Genomic DNA, 19554 nt, shown 5'->3' on the forward strand with positions numbered 1-19554 from the left:
CGATCATCTGGAAGGATTCGGTACTGGACATGGACGAAAAATCGACGGTAATCGCGTCCACGCCGCTGCTTGACACTTCGCAGCCGGATGGAAATCCTAGCATTTATGTTTTCGAACGGTTTGTCCAATCATTTGGACATGAAATCGCTGCACGGATCACTCACCGATCCCGCCATCTCGTCGATGAATCTGCTCAACGAGCTGATCGACGAATATCCTGTGGCCATTTCCATGGCGGCAGGCCGACCGTATGAAGAGTTCTTCGACATCCGGCTCATTCATGATTACCTCGACGCGTACTGCGATCATCTCCGGCGCGACCGGAAAATGGACGAGGCCGGTGTCACCCGTGCACTCTTCCAGTACGGCACCACGAAGGGCATCATCGCCGACATCATCGCCCGCAACCTCGCCGAGGACGAGAACATCGACGTCGCCCCGGAATCCGTGGTCGTCACCGTCGGCGCCCAGGAGGCGATGTTCCTGGTGCTCCGCACGCTGCGGGCGAACGAGCGGGACGTGCTGCTCGCCCCCGCTCCGACCTACGTCGGCCTGACCGGTGCGGCACTGCTCACCGACACCCCCGTCTGGCCGGTCCGGTCGGGCGAGAACGGCATCGACCCCGAGGATCTCGTCCTCCAGCTGAAGCGAGCCGACGAACAGGGCAAGCGGGTGCGCGCCTGCTACGTGACCCCCAACTTCGCCAACCCCACCGGCACCAGCATGGATCTGGCGTCCCGTCACCGGCTTCTCGACGTCGCCGAGGCGCACGGAATCCTGCTGCTGGAAGACAACGCGTACGGGCTCTTCGGCGCCGAGCGCCTCCCCACGCTGAAAGCACTCGACCGGTCGGGGACCGTGGTCTACATCGGATCCTTCGCCAAGACCGGCATGCCCGGCGCCCGGGTCGGGTACGCGGTGGCGGATCAGCGCGTGGGAGGCGGCGGCCTGTACGCCGACCAGCTCTCCAAGCTCAAGGGCATGCTCACCGTGAACACCTCCCCCATCGCGCAGGCGGTGATCGCCGGGAAGCTGCTGCTCAACGACTACAGCCTGACCAAGGCCAACGTTCGTGAGACCGCCATCTACCAACGCAATATGCAGTTGACGCTGAACGAGCTCGACCGCAGGCTCGGCGGCTGCGCCGGGGTCCGCTGGAACACCCCGACGGGCGGATTCTTCGTCACCGTCACCGTGCCCTTCGTCGTCGACGACGAACTGCTGGCCGACTCCGCCCGCCACCACGGTGTGCTGTTCACCCCGATGCATCACTTCTACGGCGGGAAGGACGGGTTCAATCAGCTCCGGCTGTCCATCAGCCTGCTCACGCCGGAGCTGATCGAGGAAGGAGTGAGCCGACTCGCCGCGTTGATCACTTCACGGCTGCCGTGAGCATGAAGTACATGAAGGCCCCCTTCCTTGCGCCAGGCGCAAGGAAGGGGGCCTTCATGTACTGGGGGTCGATTTTTCTCGCCGCTCAGGACCGTTGTGCCTCCACCAGCACCATGTCGTCGCGACCGCCGCCGGTGGAGGCGAACGGTTTCCGCGCGACGACGTCGAAGCCCGCCTGCCCGAGTTCCCGCACGATCCGGTCCACCGTGAAGAGCCTGCGGCGATGGGTGCAGACGACGAAGGGATCCGCGGTCTCGTCGGCGGGGTAAATGGTGATTTCCTGGATCTCCTCCGACGGCAGGATCTTCACGTGCAGTACGTGCCGCCTGCCGCTGCGCCCGGACAACTCCTGGCTGCGCTCCACCGGCTCCGCGTCGACGGGTTTCGTCAATTCCAGGCTGAGCAGGAATTTCCCCCCGGGCGCGAGATGCTCGAGAACCGACGCGTACAGGCCTTTCCGGTCGGCCTCGCCGAGTTCGTTGACCGAACCCGAGCTGATGACCACGGCGCCGAAGCGCTTGCCCAACGCGAAAGCGCTCATGTCCCCCTGGACCACCGTGCAGCGCTTTCGCAGGTCCGACGGCGCTTCCGCCAGCCGCTTCCGGAACGCGGCGACCACCGTGGCCGACAGCTCCAAGGCGGTCATCTCCCAGCCGAGTTCCAGGAAAGGGAACGTCAGCCTGCCCATTCCGGCCGCGAGCTCCAGTACCGGCCCGGGATCCCCGGGGACGCGAGCCGCGAATTCCCGCGTTTCCAGGGTGCCGTCGGAGTCCTGGATCAAATCCCGATAGGTGTCCGACCCGTCCTCGTCGTAGAAGTCGCACAGCACACCCCGCTCCCCCACCGAGGAAAGCAGGACGCCGGCGTGCGCGGTCCGCGCCGGGCCGCGCTCAAGTTGATCGGTCATCAGGACATCCTCCTGGTCGGCATTCGTCTCCGGCACGGTTCAGCCGTTGTCTTCGCGGGCGATGACGGGCCAGGTCGTTTCGCCGTACGCTCCCTGTGGCGAGCTTTTCCGGGCGTGCCCTTCCAACTGCGCGAAAAGGTCCTTTTCCGGCCCGTGGAGCATCGACATCTGCGTCGGATAAAGCCGCATCGCCTCGAACTTCCGCGTCCGCGCCGCCGGCTCGACAGAGACGAAATCGGGAACACCGAGCCCGAAACCCGCCGGGAGTTCGGCGGCGCCCGGCGCGAACATCGCGTGCGGAAGGTCTTCCCACAGCCGCACCGGGATGTCCTTCTCCCGCGCGACGAGCAGCGTGGCGTCCCGCGTGATCTCGTTGTCGACATGTCCGCTGGCGGCCGCGCAGGTCACGATCAGCGTCGGGTCGCACTCGCCGACGATCGACGCGATTTCCGCCTTCACCGCGGCGAACAGCTCCGGATCCCCCTGCGGCGACTGCGGTCCGATGGCCAGTTTCTGCCGTCCCGGCACGTTGTCGGCCAGCCATCGGCCGTCCGGCGACTTGCGATAGATGGCGTCGAGGAATCGGCTGTGCCGGTACTCAGCCCCGAGATGGCCGAGCGCGGCGATGTCTTCCTCGCGGCGACGCAGCGACGCGTCCTGATCCGGCGAGAGCCCCCAGATCGAGTGCAGCCGCTCCGCCGCCGGTGAGAACGGCGGCGTCGCGCTACCGGCGAACACCGTGTGGACGGTCACCTTCGCGCCGTCGCGTTCCGCCTGGGCGAGGCCCGCCCCGAAGGACAGGACCGCGTCGTCCAGATGGGGCGAGATCGCCAGTAGCCGGTCCGCGCCGAGGTCGTGGGTCATCGCGGCCACGTCAGCTCACGTGCACATTCGGCACGTACCGGATCCACTGTCCGCCGGAGTCACGGAAAGCCTGCTCCGCGTTCATGATCTCGTCTGCGTGGTTCCACGCGAACAACAGGGCGTAGTCCGGGTGATCGTCGGCGAATTCCCGGTACTCGCGGACCGGGATGTGCTGGCCAGGGCTGAGCCTGCCCTGTTTGGCCGGGGTGGTGTCCGAGATGAACTCCACCAGATCCGGGGTGATGCCACAGAAGTTGGTCACCGTGGCGCTCTTCGCCGTCGCGCCGTAGCCGACGACGCGTTTGCCCTCGGCGCGGAGCTTGGTCAGCAGCGCGATCAGGTCTTCCTTGATCTTCTTCACGTTCGTGGCGAAACTCTCCAGCGTGGCGTACTCCGCCAGCTTGCGTTCGGTCTCCCACGCCAGGAGTTCCGCCACGGCCTGGGTCGGCTTCCGGGCGCCGGCGAGGGCGAGGGTGTAGCGCACCTCGCCGCCGTGCACCGGAATGCGCTCGACGTCCACGAGCTCGAGACCGTTGCGCGCGGCCATCTCCTGTACCGAACGCGCGGTGAAGAAGAAGAAATGCTCGTCGTAGATCTGGTCGAACGAGGTGCGCTCCACGATGTCCCCGAGGTACGGATCCTCGAACACGAACACGCCGTTCGGGCCGAGCAGGGTGGTGACGCCCTTCAGGATCGAGTCCATGTACGGGATGTGGCACAGGGTGTTGGCCGCGTAGATCACGTCGGCCGGACCGTCGTTCTTCCGGATGTCGGCCGCCGTCGCCTCTTCGAAGAAGTCCTTGCGGACACGGATCCCCTTGGCCGCGGCCAGATCGGCCACACCGCCGGAGGGTTCGACGCCGAGCTGGCGCACCCCCGCTTCGGCCACGGCCTTGAGCATGATGCCGTCGTTGCAGCCGAGTTCGACGATGAAGGGGTCGTCGCCGGTCAGTTCCGTGGTCAGCAAACGCTTGGCCAGTTCGGTGAAATGCTCGCGCATGACGGCCGAACCGGACGAGTGGTAGGGGTAGGCCTCGTGGAACATCAGGTCCCTCGGGACCTCTTCCATCAGCTGCACCATCGTGCAGGAATCGCAGATCCCCGTGGCGAGCCGGAAGAAGAACTCCTTCTTCTCCTCGCCGGGAACCACGAACGCGTCCGAAAGCGGCTGTCGCCCGAAATCGATGAACTCGGTGACGGTGCCGTCACAGATACGGCACTGGGACGTGGTCGGCATGCGGTCTCCTCTGTGCTTTGTCGTCGAAGAAGTCGTGGCCCGCGGTCACGCGGGAACAGTGAGCTTGCCCTGTCCGGCGGCCTCGAACAGCAGTTCCGCGGCCATCGTCCGGCCGTCGGTGCGGACCTGGTCCGCCACGGCCGCCGCTCGCGCGCGGGTTTCCGGGGCAAGGGCCTTCGCGAGCGCGGCCGAGAAGGTGTCGAAGGTCGGGACCGGACGTTCCTCCAGTGCCACCCCGATCCCCAGCGCGGTCACGCGGCTCGCGTAGTACGGCTGGTCCGTGTGCCGGGGCAGCACGAGCTGGGGGATGCCCGCCCGCGTGGCCAGGTGCTCCGTGCCCGCGCTGCCTTTGTGGAGGGCGGCGGCCACCCGGCCGAACAGCGCCTGGATGTTCACCTCGCCGACGGCGAAGCAGTCGGCCCCGTCGTCGGGCAGGTCCAGATCGGCCCAGCCGCGGGAAAGGATCACGCGGCGGCCCTTGGCGCGGATGGCTTCGATGGCCGTCTTCGTGGCGTCGGCGAGTCCGGGGCCGGACGCGCTGCCGAAACCGACGTACACCGGCGGCGGCCCGGCGACCAGGAACTCCTCCAGATCCGCCGGGAGCGGCCGTTCGTCCGGCAGGATCCACGCGCCGGTCTGCACCGCGTCGAGAGCCGGATCCACCGGGGCCAGGACGGCGTCCGCCGCCAGCCAGGGCCGCTCGCCGTAGCCGTAGCGGAAGACGTCCTCGACCGGGGCCAGTCCGATCGCGACACGCCTGTTGTTGAGCGCTTCCCCGTACCGCTCGCCGAAACGCTGGGCACGTTCGGCCCACAGCACACCGTTGTCGGTCACGCCCGGCGTGGTCCGCTCGTCTTCGGGCGGCGGATAGGACGACGAGGGCAGATAGTTCGGGCTGTAGGCGGCGTAGAAGTAGGGGATGCCCAGCTTCTCGGCCACCGACCGCACGCCGGTCGCGTGGGCCAGCTCGCCGGTCGCCACCACCACGTCACAGCCCTCGGCCCCCGGGGGGACCTGGTCGAACTGCATGTCGATCGCCATGGCCGCGAACTTGCGCTCCTCCTCGGCCGACGGCGGCGGCATCCCCTCCTGCAGCAGCATGCCCTCGTGCGCCAGGCCGACCGGCACATGCGGCACACCGGCTTCGGCGAGCCGGTCGGCGGAGGAAGGCGACGCGCACATGCGTGCTTCCGCGCCGAGTTCTCGCAACCGGACCGCCAAGGCCACCAGCGGTTCGACGTCTCCGCGGCTTCCGCACGTCGACAACAGCACACGCATTTCGCGTCCCCTATCTTGATCGGTTGTGGGTTTCACGCGGAAATCGAAGCCTTGGCCCGGCCGGCCGCGTCGAGCAGCAGTTCCGCCGCCACCGTCGTCCCGTCCGTCCCGGCCGTGGCCGCCACGGCCGTCGCCCGGGCACGGGTTTCCGGGGCGAGCGCCGTGGTGAGCGCGGCCGTCAGGGAATCGAAGGTCGGGACCGGACCGTCGTGCGCCACGCCGATCCCCAGCTCGGCCACGCGGCTCGCGTAGTAAGGCTGGTCCGCCATCTGGGGCAGCAGGATCTGGGGCGCGCCCGCCCGCGTCGCCACGTGCGTCGTGCCCGCGCCGCCGTGGTGGACGACGGCGGCCACCCGGGGGAAGAGCGCCTGGTGGTTCACTTCGCCGGTCTCGAAACAGTCTTCCCGGTCATCGGGCAGCATCAGATCGGCCCAGCCACGGGAAAGGATCACCCGGCGGCCCTGGGCACGGATCGCGTCGACGGCCACCCGGACGGCGTCGGCGGGCGCGCGCAGGCTGCCGAACCCGAGATACACCGGCGGGGTACCGGCGGCCAGGAAGGCTTCCAGCTCAGCGGAAAGCGGTCGTTCATCGGGCACGATCCACGCGCCGGTCTGCACGGCGTCGAGGTCGGTCGGCCGCAGCGGGGCCAGCACCGGGTCCGCGGCCAGCCAGGGGTGATCGGTGTAGCCGAAGCCGAAGATGTCCTCCACCGGCGGCAGGCCGATCGCTTCCCGTCGGCTGTTGAGCGGACCACCGTATCGCCGGAAGGCGCTCTGGTTGTTCCGCTCCCACAGCGCCCGGATGTCGGTCCCCTCCGGTGCGGGCGGCTCGCCGAGGGGCGGTGGTGGCGGATAGTGCGGCGACGGCACGAAACTCGGGCAGTGGAAGGCGTAGAAGTACGGGATGTCCAGCTTCTCGGCCACCGACCGCACACCGATCGCGGCGGCCAGCAGCCCGGACGTCACCACGGCGGAGCACCCCTCGGCGGCGGCCGGGATGCGGTCGAACTGCGTGGTGATCGTCTCGGCCATGAACCGCTGCATGTCCTCACGCGTCGGTGGCGCCGCGTTCTTGACCGGCTCGCGCGCGGAGGCACCGACGGGCACATGCGGCACGCCGACCTCGGCCAGCCGATCCGCGCAGTCCGGCGGTGCGGCCAGCCTCGCCTCCGCACCGAGCTCCCGCAACCGGACGGCCAGCGCCACCAACGGTTCGACGTCACCGCGGCTTCCGCACGTCGCCAGCAACACCCTCGTCACGTTTCCCCCGTTCATGCGGGCACGACCGGCTTCTCGACGCCGGCCGCGTCGAACAGGAGTCCCGCGGCCACCGTCGTCCCGTCGACGCGCATCGTGTCCGCCACCGCCTTCGCCCGCGCCCGGATTTCCGGCGACAGGGCCGTGGTGAGCGCGGTCGACAAGGAATCGGCGGCCGGGATCGGCCCGTCGATCGCCACCCCCACACCCAGCGCGGCCACCCGGTCGGCGTGATACGCCTGCTCCACCACGTTGTCCACCACGCGACGCACGACGACATGGGGAATGCCCGCTCGCATGGCCACGTACGTCGTGCCCGCGCTGTCGTGGTGGATGGCGGCGGACACCCGGCCGAACAGCTCCTGGAGGTTCACCTCGCCGACGGCGAAGCAGCCGTCGTCCTCGTCCGGCAGGGCGAGATCGGCCCAACCACGGGAAAGCACCACCCGGTGGCCCTGTGCGCGGACCACCTCGACGGCCACCTTCGCGGCAGCGGCGGTCCTGGCACCGGACGAGCTGCCGAAACCGACGTAGACCGGCGGTGGCCCGGCGGCCAAGAACGCCTCCAGCTCCGAAGGCAGGGGCCGTTCGTCGGGCAGGATCCACGCACCGGTCTGGACAGTGCCGGAGTCCGACGACGGCAGCGGCGCCAGAACCTGGTCCGACGCCAGCCAGGGCCGCTCGGTGTAGCCGTAGTCGAAGAGATCCTTAACCGGCGCCAGGCCGAGCGAGGCCCGCTTTTCGTTGACCGTGTCACCGAAGAGCCCATAAGCGCCCTCGTTGTACATGTCCAGCTCCGCCCGGCTGTGCACCGACGGCAGATGGTCCGGGGACAGCACGATGTAGCGGTAAGGGACGCCCAGCTTCTCGGCCACCGACCGCGCGGCGACGGCGGCGGGCAGCAGACCGGTCGTCACCACCGCCGTACAACCCTCGGCGGCCGCCGGAAGCTTGCCGAACCATTCGGCGACCACATCGGTCACGATTTCGGGGTCCCCCGGCGCCGGTTCCCCCGGCCCGCGTGCCCCCGCTCGTACCGCCGGCCCGGCCGGCACCATCGGCACACCGACCTCGGCGCACCGTTCCGCGTAGTCGGGCGGCAGGCACATCCGTGCCTCCGCACCGAGTTCTCGCAACCGGACGGCCAAGGCCACCAACGGTTCGATGTCTCCGCGTGATCCACACCCCGAGATCAGCACGCGCATTTCGCATCCCCTGTTTCGTAGGTCCTCGGCCACCGTGGGCTCATGACGGGCAGCGGCTCACACCGGGTGGTGCGGCAGCCACTTCATCCCGTCGGGCGAAGTCACCAGGCCGCCGGGGAAGAGCGGCAGCTCGGGTTCGGCGTCCTCGCCGAGCAGTGCCTTCATCTGGACCTGGCCCGCTTCCTGCATCGCCTGCTGGACCACCGCCGACTTGAACATCGGCACCATGTCGTCACCGTCGCCCGCCGCCATCTTGTCCACGGCCGCGGCGAATTCGGCGCTGCGCGCGGCGATCCGATCGGCCGCGGTCAGCGCGGTCTCCCCGGACGACACGCCGCCGATCAGCTCGACGAACGATTCGATGTCGGTGCTCTGGTTCTGGGTGACCTTCTTGGCCTGCCAGAAATACGATTCCTCGTTCACGTTCATCTGGTAGAAGGACACGAGGAATTCGTAGAAGACGCCGTACTCGCGGCGGTAGCGCGACTCGAACTCGTTCAGCGCGGTCTTCTCGTCCAGATCACCCGCGAGGACGCTGTTGATCGACCGGGCCGCGAGCAGCGCGCTGTAGGTCGCCAGGTGCACCCCGGAGGAGAACACCGGGTCCACGAAGCACGCGGCGTCGCCGACCAGGATCATCCCCGGCCGCCAGTAGCTCTCCTGCTGATACGAGTAGTCCTTGCGGACCCGGAGTTCGCCGTACCTGCCGGTCGTCACCCTGGTCGCGTTCGAGAGGTAGTCCGAGATCAGCGGGCATTCGGCGATCAAGGCGTTCAGCGCCTTCTCGCGGTCGCCCTGGATCTTGTCGGCGTCCTCCCGGCGCACCACCGCGCCGACACTGGTCAGCGTGTCGCTCAACGGGATGTACCAGAACCAGCCGTTGTCGAAGGCGACGCTCAGGATGTTCCCCGAGACCGGCTCTGGCAGGCGTTTGCCACCCTCGAAATAGCCGAACAACGCGAGGCTGCGGAAGAACTCCGAGTAGTTCCGCGATCCGCCGACCTTCGAGTACAGCCTGCTCTTGTTGCCCGACGCGTCGATCACGAACCGCGCCGACACTTCACGCTCGTTGCCGTCGGGATCGGTGTAGCGCGCACCGGTGACCCGCTCACCGTCTTCCACGACGTCGTTGACCGAGCAGCCTTCCCGCACGACCACGCCCTTGCTCTTGGCGTTCTTCAGCAGGATGTCGTCGAAGCGCGCCCGCTCGACCTGATAGGCGTGCGACGTCGAACCGGCCATTTTGGCGGAGATGCCGAAGTGGAACGTCCATGGCTCCGGCCGGGCACCCCAGCGGAACGTGCCGCCCCGTTTGATCGGGAAACCGGCGTTGGCCAGCTCGTCGGAGACGCCGAGCATGCGGCACACGCCGTGCACCGTGGCAGGCAGCAGCGACTCGCCGATCTGGTATCGCGGGAAAACCTCTTTCTCCAGCAACAACACCCGATGGCCCTGCATGGCCACCAGCGTGGCGACGGTCGAACCGCCCGGTCCGCCACCGGCCACCACCACATCGAAGTCTTCGACCGACATCTCCCACCATTCCTCTATCGAGTGTCAAATTGCGGAGGCTGGTTTTCACCCCCGGGTCGTGCTACCAGACGACTGGAACCCGATCAGGACAGTCGACGAACGCGCTTCGGTATTTCACTTCCGCGATGGGCACCGCCAGCCGCAGGCCCGGGAATCGCCGCCACAGGGTCTGATACGCCGTCCGCAGCATCGACCTCGCCAAGGCCGCGCCGACGCAGTAATGGATTCCGTGCCCGAATCCGACGTCCGACACCGCGGCACGATTCGCGTCGAGAACATTGGGATTCGGCGTCAACGCCTCGTCCCTGTTCGCCATCAGGACCGAGCAAAGGACGTAATCCCCCGCCTTGATCAATTGTCCGTCGATGACCACGTCCTTGATGGCGAGACGTGGATTCGGCGCCTGCACGGGAGACAGATAACGCACCAGTTCGTTGACGACGCGATCAGCGCGTTCCGGGCCTTCGAAGAGCACCTTGATCTGGTCGGGGTTCTCCAGCAGGGCGAGCACCCCGAAACCGATCATCCCCGCGACGGTCTCGACACCGCCGAGGATCAGCGCCGTGCACAGCCCCTTCAGTTCCTCGTCGCTGACGTTGTCGCCGTGCTCGCGCACGATCATGCCGAGGAACCCGTCGTCCGGATCCGCGCGCTGCCGGGCGATGAGGTTGTCCAAGTACCGGTTGAACGCCGCGCTGTCCGCCGCCCGCGCCTTGAGACCGCGGCTCAGATCGGTGTTCCGCCGGAGCCGCCGGACGAACTCGCGCTGGTCGTCCCGCGGGATGCCGAGCAGTTCGCACAGGGCGAAGGCACCGACCGGGTCGGCGAACAGCGACTGGAGGTCCGCGGGCGATCCCTCGGCCTCCAGCAGGTCGAGACGATCGTCGACGAGGCTTTGGATCGCGGGCTCCATCCGGCGGATCCGCCGGACCGTGAACTCCGGCGTGAGCATTTTCCGCAGCCGGGTGTGCTCGGGAGGATCGTAAGTCGATATCTGCCCGACGAACTGGGCTTCGACGTGTGTCCCGGATTTCGCGTTGGTGAATTGCGGCCGCGTGGTGAAATTCTCGTGATCGCCCAATATCCGGCGGACGACGTCGTAGCCGTGGGCCTGCCAGACGAAGTCCCTGCCCAACTGTGCCGACGAATCGCCGGCTATCCGGACCAGCGGGCCGTGCGCCCTGAGTTCGAAATTCTCCTCATGCGGGTCGCAGTTCGTCCTCAGCTGGAAGTTCGCGGGCTCCCGCAGGAGTGGCGCGACCTGATCGATACCGTGCCCCATCCGAATGGAAGCTCCTTGATTGACCGGAAATGACCGTTCGGCTTTATCGACCCGAACACGCCGACGCCCCAATTCCACCCGTAATCAGGCGGGACGTCCAGCGGCCCGGGTGGACGGGACCGCCGATCACCAGGCGACCATCAGTTCGCTCACTCCGTACGCGGGAGTGGTCAGGCGGAACTTGGTGTCCTGTGCGGGATCCGCGAGCCTCAGTGTGGGAAAACGCCGCCACAGGGCGGTGAAGACCGTGCGCAGTTCGAGGCGGGCCAACGCGGCGCCGAGACAATGGTGGATGCCGTGCCCGAACGCGACATGCGGGACGGGGTCGCGGGTGACGTCGAGCCGCTCCGGATCCGGCACCAGGGCGGGGTCACGGTTCGCCGCGGGCAGCGAACAGATGACACTCTCGCCCCGCTTGATCACCTGGCCCCCGATGGTGACGTCCTGCGTGGCGATACGGGGTGTCGGGCTGTAGGGCACGGTCAGGTACCGGATCAGTTCGTCGACGGCCCGTTGCGCCGACTGGTCGTCACCGCGGAACGCGGCGATCTGCTCGGGATGCCGCAGCATCGCCAGTACACCGAGCCCGATCATGCCGGAGATGTTGTCGTCGCCGGCCAGCATCACCTGAACACAGAAGCCTCGCAGCTCCTCGTCCGTGGCGTCGTCCCCGTATTCGGCGACGACCGCCCCGATCATCCCGTCGCCCGGTTCCTTCCGTTCCCTGGCGATCATCGCCAGCAGGTAGCGGGAGAACTTGTCACCGAGCGCCGCCCGTCTCTTCTGGCTCAGTGAGGCGTCGAGATGTCCGTGGCAGAGCTTCAAGAACATGTCCCGGTCGTCCCTCGGCACGCCGATCAGTTCGCACAGCACGGCACCGGGCACCTTCTCGGCGAGGAGCGGGACGAGATCCGCCGGGGATCCCGCTTCCGCCATCTCGTCGAGACAGCCGTGCACGATCTGCTCGACGTACGGCTGCATCCGCTGCATCTTGCGCAGGGTGAAGCCGGGAGTCAGTTTCTGGCGCAGCCGCGTGTGCTCGGGCGGGTCGTAGTCCATCAGGTTGCCGACCAGTTCACGCGGCCGGAAGATGCCCTTCCCGCCGATCTCGTCGCGCGGGTCCCAGCGGCGCCGGGTGCTGAACTGCTTGTGGTCGCCCATCACCTGCCGGACGACGGCGTGCGTGGCCGCCATCCAGTGGGTCTCGGCGTCCGCGCCGGATCCGACAGTGACCCTCGTCAACGATCCGGCGGCGAGCAGCTCGTCCGCCGGATCCAAGCCGTCCCTGCGAATGTGCAGCGGCCGCGGGTCATCCTCGCTCAACGGGAAAACTCCTTTGCTACGGCGGAGAAGGGGACACAGGTGAGGAGTGGGTACCGTTGGTCGTGAGTGGCGATTCGGGTTCTAACCCGAATCGCCACTCACGACCACCTGTACCGACGCCGCTACCAGTCGAGCGGCAGGGCTTCCACGTCGAACGGCGGCGGGCCCAGTTTGATCTCTCGATCCGGCTCCGCCAGCTTGAGCGTCGGAAAACGGTGTGCCAGCGCCGGAATGGCCGTCCGGAACACCATCTCGGCCAACGGACGGCCGAGGCAGTGATGGATGCCGTGCCCGAACGTGACGTGCGCGGGCTTTTCCCGGGTGATGTCGAACCGGTCTTCCTCGGCGGGGAACTTCCGGCGGTTCGCGGCCAGCAAGGAGCAGGTGACGGCATCACCCTCCTTGATGAGCTGATCGCCGATGCGCACGTCCTCCAGCGCGATGCGCGGAGTGGTCTTCTCGTCGCTGGTGAGGTAGCGGGCCACCTCGTTCAGCCACTCCGGGACGGTCTCCGGTTTCTCCCGGAGCAGAGCGAACTGTTCCGGGTTCTCGACCATCAGCCACGCGCCCGCCGCGAGGAAGCGAGCCACCTGGTCGCCGCTCGCGCCCATGACGAACGCGGCCACTCCCAGCAGTTCCGCGTCGGTGATTTCGTCGCCGTGGTCGCGCACCACCGCGCCGAACATGTCGTCACCGGGATCGCGGCGGGTCTTGGCCGCGACCTGGCCCATGTACGTCCAGAACTTGTTCCCCGCCGCCACGCGCCGTTTACCCGACCGCTCGGACCGGCTGGCGTGCAGGGCGCGGGACAGGTCCGCCTGATCGTCACGGGGAATGCCGAGGAAGTCGCAGATCACCGTCGTAGCGATGGGCCACGCGAAGCGGGGGACGAAATCCACCGGGCCACCGGTGGCCTCGACGTCGTCCAGGGTGGCCTTGACGATCAGTTCGATCTGCGGCCGGAAGGCCTGCATCCGCCGGAAAGTGAACGCGGACGCCACCATCCGGCGCAGGCGCGTGTGCTCCGGTGGGTCGTACTGACCGAGGAAGCCGGGCCAGATCCGGCCGGCCGCGGTCCCGCCGAAGAGCAGCTTGGCGCTGAACTTGTCCGAGCCGAGAACTTGCCGGATCTCGTCGTACCCGGTGGCGAGCCACCCGGTCCGTCCGTCGGGGGAATGCTTGTCCTCCAAGATGGACCAGGGGCCTTCGCTCATCAGGGAACGCAACTCCGGCCCCGGATCGAATCGGTCTCTCCGGTGTATTTCCGTGCCCCGGAGGGCGTTGTTCTCCTCGAACACCGCACAAGGTCCTTTCGCCTCGTCCAGCCGATGAATTAGGGGAGGGCGACGCAGGGGCGGGTCGTGAAAGCCACTTTCGAGACATCTGACGTCCCGAAAGTGGCTTTCGCGACCTGGCTACCGCGCTCGTCCAACCGTCCGCGTTGAGCGGCTGGACACCTTCTCTCAGGCGTTCGCTTCCTGGATGAGGCTCTTCGGCCGGAGGTCCGTCCAGTTCTCCTCGACATAGGCGAGGCATTCCCGCCGGGTGGCCTCGCCGTGCACCCGGGTCCAACCGGCGGGCACCTCCGCGAAGGACGGCCACAAGGAGTGCTGTCCTTCGTCGTTGACCAGAACGAAAAAGAAACCGTCTTCGTTGTCGAAGGGGTTGGTCATCGTTGTGTCCTTTCACCCTCCGGGCGGTGCCGGAGTTTCTCGGCGACGATGGCTCCAATTTGGCCCAGCGCCGCGGTTTGCACCATGTCGTAGTGGTTGGACGGAATCTCGTGGGCCTCGACGGACCCGCTGGTGAACTCCTTCCAGCTGGCTTTCGCCACCGATACGGGCAAATGCTCGGGACGGTCCACCGTGGCGATGAAAAGCAGGATGTCCCCGGCGAAGGGCGAAGAGGTGTGGCGCGGCCCGATCTCCCAGAGGTTGCGCATGACCGCCTCCAGCCGTGCCCGGGCGGCCTCTCCCTTGACCAGTTGCCCCGCGAGATCCAGATCCGCCTGATTCCGCTTCGAGAGGGCCGCTTCTTCGCTCGCGGCACCGGTCGTCTTGCGGCCCATGTAGACGGGATAGGCGTCGAGCAGCGCGAGCAGGCCGACCTGCTCCCCTTCCGCTTCGAGCGACCTGGCCATCGCCTGCGCGATACGGCCGCCGAGCGACCAGCCGAGGAGGTGATACGGCCCTTCGGGCTGCACGGCACGGATCTGCGCCAGGTAATCGGCGGCCATTTCCTCGACGCTGCCCGGCAACGGTTCGGTGCGGGCCAGTCCGCGCGCCTGCACGCCGTAGACCGGCTGATCCTGCGGGAGGTAGCGCAGCAACGGCTCGTAGTTCCAGCTCAGTCCGCCGCTCGCGTGGACACAGAACAGGGGCGGGCGGTCACCGCTGACCCGCAGTGGCAACAGGATCTCGAAGTCACCCGTCTTCACCGAAGCGCTCGCTCGCCGCCGTTCGCCCACTACGACCAAGGTCTTGGCAGGAGTCTTGCGGGCGAGGAGACCGGTGTGCAGCATCCGGTGCCCTGCCTCCCCGAACGGACAGGACACGGTCGGCAGTTCGGCCGGTCCCTCGTCCACAGCGGGACCGGTGACGTAGAGATCTCCGACGGCGCCCGGAGCGACAGGACGCAGCCGATCGTCCAGCAGGAGCGCGCCGAGTGGACTGTCCCCGGCGAGGTCGGCGACCACCTGGGGCACGTCCCCGGCCCAGCGCGCCGGTGCGATGGGCGGACGACCGCGTTCGAAGTCGTCCAGGAAGAGGTCCAGGTCGCTGATCCGCCGCCGGGGGTCCTCCGCCACCTGTTCGAGGACGCGGACCAGCCGCCGCGCCACCGACTCGGCCGTCGCCTCGTCGAACAGGTCGACGGCGTAGTGCAGCGCGCCTTCGAGGCCGCCCGCTTCGTCATCGTCGTCGAAGCGCTCGGTGAGCTCGACCGCGAGATCCAGCTCCATGGCCCCGGTCCCGCCGGGTTCGACGCTGGTGCGCAGGGCAGGCAGTTCCGCCGCCGACCACCCGTCGATGTCCTCCTCGTCCACCCGCAGTCCCACCTGGAACACGGGGTGGCGGGAGAGCGAGGCAGGCAGATCCAGCAGCTCGACGATCCGCTCGAAAGGCACGTCCAGGTGCTGTTCCGTGGCCTGGAAGGCTTCCTGAACCCGGGTGACGACCTCCAGGAAGGTCGGATCCCCCGAGAGATCCGTGCGCAGCGCGAGCGGCCGGGTGAACGGCCCGATCATCGGTTCGAGGTCGAAGAGTTCCTCGTCCCGCGGCAGCGTCGTGCCGATCACCACGTCGTGGCCCGCCCCGTACTTGATCAGCAGCATGGCGAGCGCGGCGTGCACCAGCTGGAGCGTTTCCGCGCCGATCGGTTCCGCCGCCTCCGTCAACCGGGCGTGCGGGCCGGCGGCCAACCGCAGCGCGATCGAGCCCGCCCGCCGGGACGGGACGGCGGGCCGAGGACGGTCGAACGGAAGCACCGTCTCCTCGTCGATACCCGCCAGGTTGTCCCGCCAGAAGGTGATCTGCTCGTTGATCAGGCCGCCCGGCTCATTCCCGCCTTCGAGCAGCCGCTGCTCCCAAAGCGCGTAGTCGGCGAACTGCAAGGCCAGTGGCGCCCGCTGCGGCACCCGGCCCTCGCGCCGCGCGCCGTACGCGGCCGCCAGGTCGCGGAAGAACACGTCCAGCGAGTCGTCGTCGGCGAGGATCCGGTGGATCTGCAGATGCAGCACGTGTTCTTTGTCCGAGAGCGCGAACAGGTCGCACCGCCACGGCACTTCCCTGGTGAGGTCGAAGTCCGACCCGCGCCGCTCGGCGAGCAGGCCGGGGAGGTCCTCCTCGGTGACCGGAACCGCCGCCGGCTCGACCGGCCAGGCCTCGTGCACCTCCTGGCGGACACTCTGCGCGTCACCGGGGAAGGTCGTGCGGAGCAGTTCGTGCCGGGCCGCGACGTCGCCGAGCGCCGACGTCAACGCGGGCACGTCCAGTTTTCCGCGCAGGCGCAGCGTCACCGAGGTGTGCAGGCCCGCCGTCTCCCCGCTCGGATCCGCCAGCAGCCAGGCGCGCAGCTGCCGGGCGGTGAGGGGCAGCCGGTCCGGCCGCGGGACGGCTTCCAGCGCGGGCCGTGACTTCGCGGCGAGTGCCCTGGCCAGACCCGCTGGCGTCGGCGAAGAGAACAGCTGCCGGATGGGCAGGTCCGCGCCGAGCTCCTCACGGATCCGCGCGACGAGCCGCATGGCCAGCGCCGAACTGCCACCGAGATCGTGGAAGGCGTCGTCGACCCCGACCTGGTCGACGCTGAGGATTTCGGCGAACAGCGCGCACAACACCTTCTCGGTCTCGTTCTCGGGCGCCTTCTCCGAGGAGCGTCCCGCGAGATCCGGGGCGGGCAGCGCCCGGCGATCCACCTTGCCGTTGGGGGTGACGGGCAGACCGGGCAAGGCGACGACCGCGATCGGGACCATGTAATCGGGCAGCACCAGTGCCATTTGCCGCCGGATCTCCTCCGGCCCCGCGTCGGTGCCGTCGGACACGAAGTAGCCGACCAGGCGCTTTTCACCCGGCTGGTCTTCCCGCGCCAGGAGAACGGCCTCGACCACTCCCGGCTGGGCGGCCAGCACGGACTCCACTTCGCCGAGCTCGACCCGGTAGCCGCGGATCTTCACCTGGTCGTCGGCGCGGCCGAGGAAGACGATCTCGCCGCCCGAGGTCCAGCGCGCCCGGTCCCCGGTGCGGTACATGCGTTCGCCGTCGAGGAACGGGCACGCCACGAACCGGCCCGCCGTCAATCCCGGCGCGTTCAGGTACCCGCGGGCCAGGCCCGTCCCCGCGATGTACAGCTCGCCTTCCACGCCCGGCGCGACCGGGCGCAGGAAAGCGTCGAGGACGTAGATCCGGCGGTTGGTCATCGGGTGCCCGATCGGCAGTTCGCCGTCGAGCGCGTCGCCGGGTTCGATCGGCAGCCACGTCGCGCACAGGGTGGTCTCGGTCGGCCCGTAGGTGTTGCGCACCCGCAGACTTGGCTGGGCCCGGCGCAGGTTTTCCACCGACTGCAGGGGAACGACGTCGCCGCCGGTCCCGATTTCGACCAGTCCGTCGAAGCACTCGGGCGCCGTTTCCGCCAGCGCGCGGAAGGTACCGGCGGTGAGGTGGACGAAGGTCGCGCCCCGGCGCACGGCCTGCCGCACCCCGGCCGCGTCCAGCGCGCCCGGTTCGGTGAGCAGGACCCGGGCACCCGAGACGAGCGGCACCCACATCGCGTAGAGCGAGGGGTCGAAGACGTGCGTCGCGTGCATCAGCACGCCGTCGCCCGCGCCGATCTGCCAGCCGGCGTCACCGGCCAGACCGGCCACGGCCCCGTGCGGGATGCCCACGCCCTTCGGCAGGCCGGTGGATCCCGAGGTGTACATGACGTACGCGAGATCGTCTGCGTGCGGCCGGATTTCCGGTGCGGCCCAGTCGTTCACGGCCGCGCGCGTTCCGGGCGCGTCGAGCACGATCGCGTTCTCCGGCGCGACCGCGCTCGTGGCTTCGGTGCACAGGACGGTCGAGACACCGGAATCGGTGAAGATGAACGAGATCCGCTCGGCCGGGTACTCGACGTCCACCGGGACGTAGGCGGCGCCCGCCTTCCAGATCGCGAGGAACGCGATGACCAGGTCCGGCGACCGTTCCATGGCCACGCCGACCCGGTCGCCGCGGCCGACACCGTGACCGGCGAGGTAACCGGCCAGCCGGTCCGACGCCTGGCCGACCTCGGCGTAGGTCAGGTCCGCACCGGCGGCGTCGGTGATCGCCACCGCGTCCGGCGCCGCGGCCACCCGCCGGGCGAACAGTTCGACGACGGAGTCCCCCGGCACCGGGCCGTCGGTCGCGTTGAACTCGTCCAGCACCAGGGCTCGCTCGGCGTCGCTCACCAGCGGCAGACGGCCGACGAGGACGTCGGGCTCGGCGACCAGCCGCTCCAGCACCCGTTCCAGCGCGCCGACGACCGATTCGGCGGCCGCGGGGTCGAACAGGCTCCGGTCGTAGTCGAGGATGAGCGGCATCCGCTCGCCGGGTCCGGTGACCAGCGTGAACGGATAATGCGACGAGTTGCGTCCCCGCTTCACCGGGATCAGGGCCAGTCCGCCGTCCGACGTCCGGCCGAGGCCCTTGCGGGGGAAGTTCTCGTAGATCACGAGGGTGTCGAAGACCGCCCCGGGTCCGACGACCGCCTGGACGTCCTGCAGGCCGAGGTGCTGATGCGCCATGAGCGCGGCCTGCTCGCGCTGCACCCGGGCGAACAGGTCGACCGCGCGTTTCCCGCCGTCGAGCCGGACCCGGACCGGCAGGGTGTTGAGCAGCTGGCCGACCATCGCTTCCACCCCGTCGAGGTCGGCGGGCCGCCCGGAGGCGGTCGCGCCGAACACGACGTCGTCGCGGCCCGAGAGCTGCGCCAGCACGACGGCCCACGCGCCCTGCACGACGGTGTTCAGCGTGAGGTCGTTGCCCCGCGCGAACCGCGCCAAACCGTCCGTCAGTTCCGTGGACAGCTCGACCACCGTCGTGTGGATGTCCGGTACGCGGGCCGGATCGGGCGCGGCGACCGTGGTCGGGGTGTCCAGCCCGGCGAACCCGGCCCGCCAGGCCGCCCTGGCCGCGTCCTTGTCCTGCCGTCCCAGCCACGCGAGATAGTCCCGATAGGACACGGTGGGCGGGAGGCCGGACGCGTCCCCGCCCGCCGCGTAGATCGTGGCGAGCTCACGGTGCAGGATCGGCATCGACCAGCCGTCCACCAGCACGTGGTGCAGGGTGTGCACGAGCCGGTGGCGCTCCGGGCCGAGCCGGAGCAGGTGCAGTTTCATCAGCGGCGCCACCTCGACGCGCAGCCGCTCGGCCGCTTCGTCGGCGGCCAGCCGGTCCACCTCGCCCTCGGCGACGTCCTCGGGCAGTCCGGTGAGATCCGTTTCCCGCCAAGGGATTTCGGCGTCCCGCGCGATCACCTGCACCATCTGCGCGCCGCTGACGTAGCGAAAACACGCCCGTAGCGCGGCATGCCGGTCCACGAGGGCCTGCCACGACGCCCGCAGCAGAGCGGCGTCCAGCGGTCCGTCGATGGCGTAGACGGTCTGCACGGTGTAGGTGTCACGACCCTCGTCGTCGAGGGCGGTGTGATAGAGCATCCCCTCTTGCAGCGGGGAAAGAGGCCAGACGTCCTCCACGCTGGAGCGACGCTTCGCGCGAGTGTCGTCAACGGTCACAATGTGCTCCTTAGTGCCTGAGTACCCG

13 protein-coding genes are annotated in these 19554 nt (G+C 68.6%); 1 reads left to right on the forward strand and 12 read right to left on the reverse strand.

Annotation, left to right across the window (positions count from 1 at the left end):
* Nucleotides 1-105: 105 nt before the first annotated feature.
* Entirely contained in the window at nucleotides 106-1392 is a 1287-nt protein-coding gene (locus AVL48_RS33945; RefSeq protein WP_061981365.1) for an aminotransferase-like domain-containing protein, read from the forward strand.
* A gap of 85 nt (nucleotides 1393-1477) precedes the next feature.
* Here the strand turns inward: AVL48_RS33945 and mpaM are convergent, their stop codons facing one another.
* From mpaM to AVL48_RS34005, 12 genes are all read right to left on the reverse strand, one after another.
* Nucleotides 1478-2299: a daptide-type RiPP biosynthesis methyltransferase gene (gene mpaM / locus AVL48_RS33950; protein WP_061981364.1), complete on the reverse strand. Its 822-nt coding sequence runs from the start codon at nucleotides 2297-2299 to the stop codon at nucleotides 1478-1480.
* 39 nt (nucleotides 2300-2338) lie between these two features.
* Complete coding sequence (locus AVL48_RS33955) at nucleotides 2339-3163, reverse strand: PIG-L deacetylase family protein (protein WP_061981590.1); 825 nt, start codon at nucleotides 3161-3163, stop codon at nucleotides 2339-2341.
* 10 nt (nucleotides 3164-3173) lie between these two features.
* Nucleotides 3174-4400 carry a class I SAM-dependent methyltransferase gene (locus tag AVL48_RS33960; RefSeq protein WP_061981363.1) on the reverse strand — a complete coding sequence of 409 codons (1227 nt, stop codon included), beginning with the start codon at nucleotides 4398-4400 and terminating at the stop codon, nucleotides 3174-3176.
* Between the two features lie 45 nt (nucleotides 4401-4445).
* Nucleotides 4446-5678, reverse strand: coding sequence for a glycosyltransferase (locus AVL48_RS33965; protein WP_061981362.1), 1233 nt, complete (start codon nucleotides 5676-5678; stop codon nucleotides 4446-4448).
* Between the two features lie 32 nt (nucleotides 5679-5710).
* Nucleotides 5711-6940 carry a glycosyltransferase gene (locus tag AVL48_RS33970; RefSeq protein ID WP_248846481.1) on the reverse strand — a complete coding sequence of 410 codons (1230 nt, stop codon included), beginning with the start codon at nucleotides 6938-6940 and terminating at the stop codon, nucleotides 5711-5713.
* An 11-nt stretch (nucleotides 6941-6951) separates the two neighbouring features.
* Complete coding sequence (locus AVL48_RS33975; protein WP_061981360.1) at nucleotides 6952-8142, reverse strand: glycosyltransferase; 1191 nt, start codon at nucleotides 8140-8142, stop codon at nucleotides 6952-6954.
* Between the two features lie 57 nt (nucleotides 8143-8199).
* On the reverse strand, nucleotides 8200-9675 hold the full coding sequence (locus AVL48_RS33980) for a tryptophan 7-halogenase (protein WP_061981359.1): 1476 nt from the start codon (nucleotides 9673-9675) through the stop codon (nucleotides 8200-8202).
* Between the two features lie 61 nt (nucleotides 9676-9736).
* Nucleotides 9737-10957, reverse strand: coding sequence for a cytochrome P450 (locus tag AVL48_RS33985; protein WP_061981358.1), 1221 nt, complete (start codon nucleotides 10955-10957; stop codon nucleotides 9737-9739).
* 126 nt (nucleotides 10958-11083) lie between these two features.
* Entirely contained in the window at nucleotides 11084-12280 is a 1197-nt protein-coding gene (locus AVL48_RS33990) for a cytochrome P450 (RefSeq protein ID WP_061981357.1), read from the reverse strand.
* A 122-nt stretch (nucleotides 12281-12402) separates the two neighbouring features.
* On the reverse strand, nucleotides 12403-13578 hold the full coding sequence (locus AVL48_RS33995; protein ID WP_061981356.1) for a cytochrome P450: 1176 nt from the start codon (nucleotides 13576-13578) through the stop codon (nucleotides 12403-12405).
* Nucleotides 13579-13743: 165 nt separating this feature from the next.
* Entirely contained in the window at nucleotides 13744-13953 is a 210-nt protein-coding gene (locus AVL48_RS34000; RefSeq protein ID WP_061981355.1) for an MbtH family protein, read from the reverse strand.
* Nucleotides 13950-19526, reverse strand: coding sequence for a non-ribosomal peptide synthetase (locus AVL48_RS34005; protein ID WP_061981354.1), 5577 nt, complete (start codon nucleotides 19524-19526; stop codon nucleotides 13950-13952). Before AVL48_RS34005 ends, AVL48_RS34000 begins: the two co-directional genes overlap by 4 nt.
* Nucleotides 19527-19554: the final 28 nt, after the last annotated feature.

This window comes from Amycolatopsis regifaucium, from assembly GCF_001613935.1.
Lineage (GTDB): Bacteria > Actinomycetota > Actinomycetes > Mycobacteriales > Pseudonocardiaceae > Amycolatopsis > Amycolatopsis regifaucium.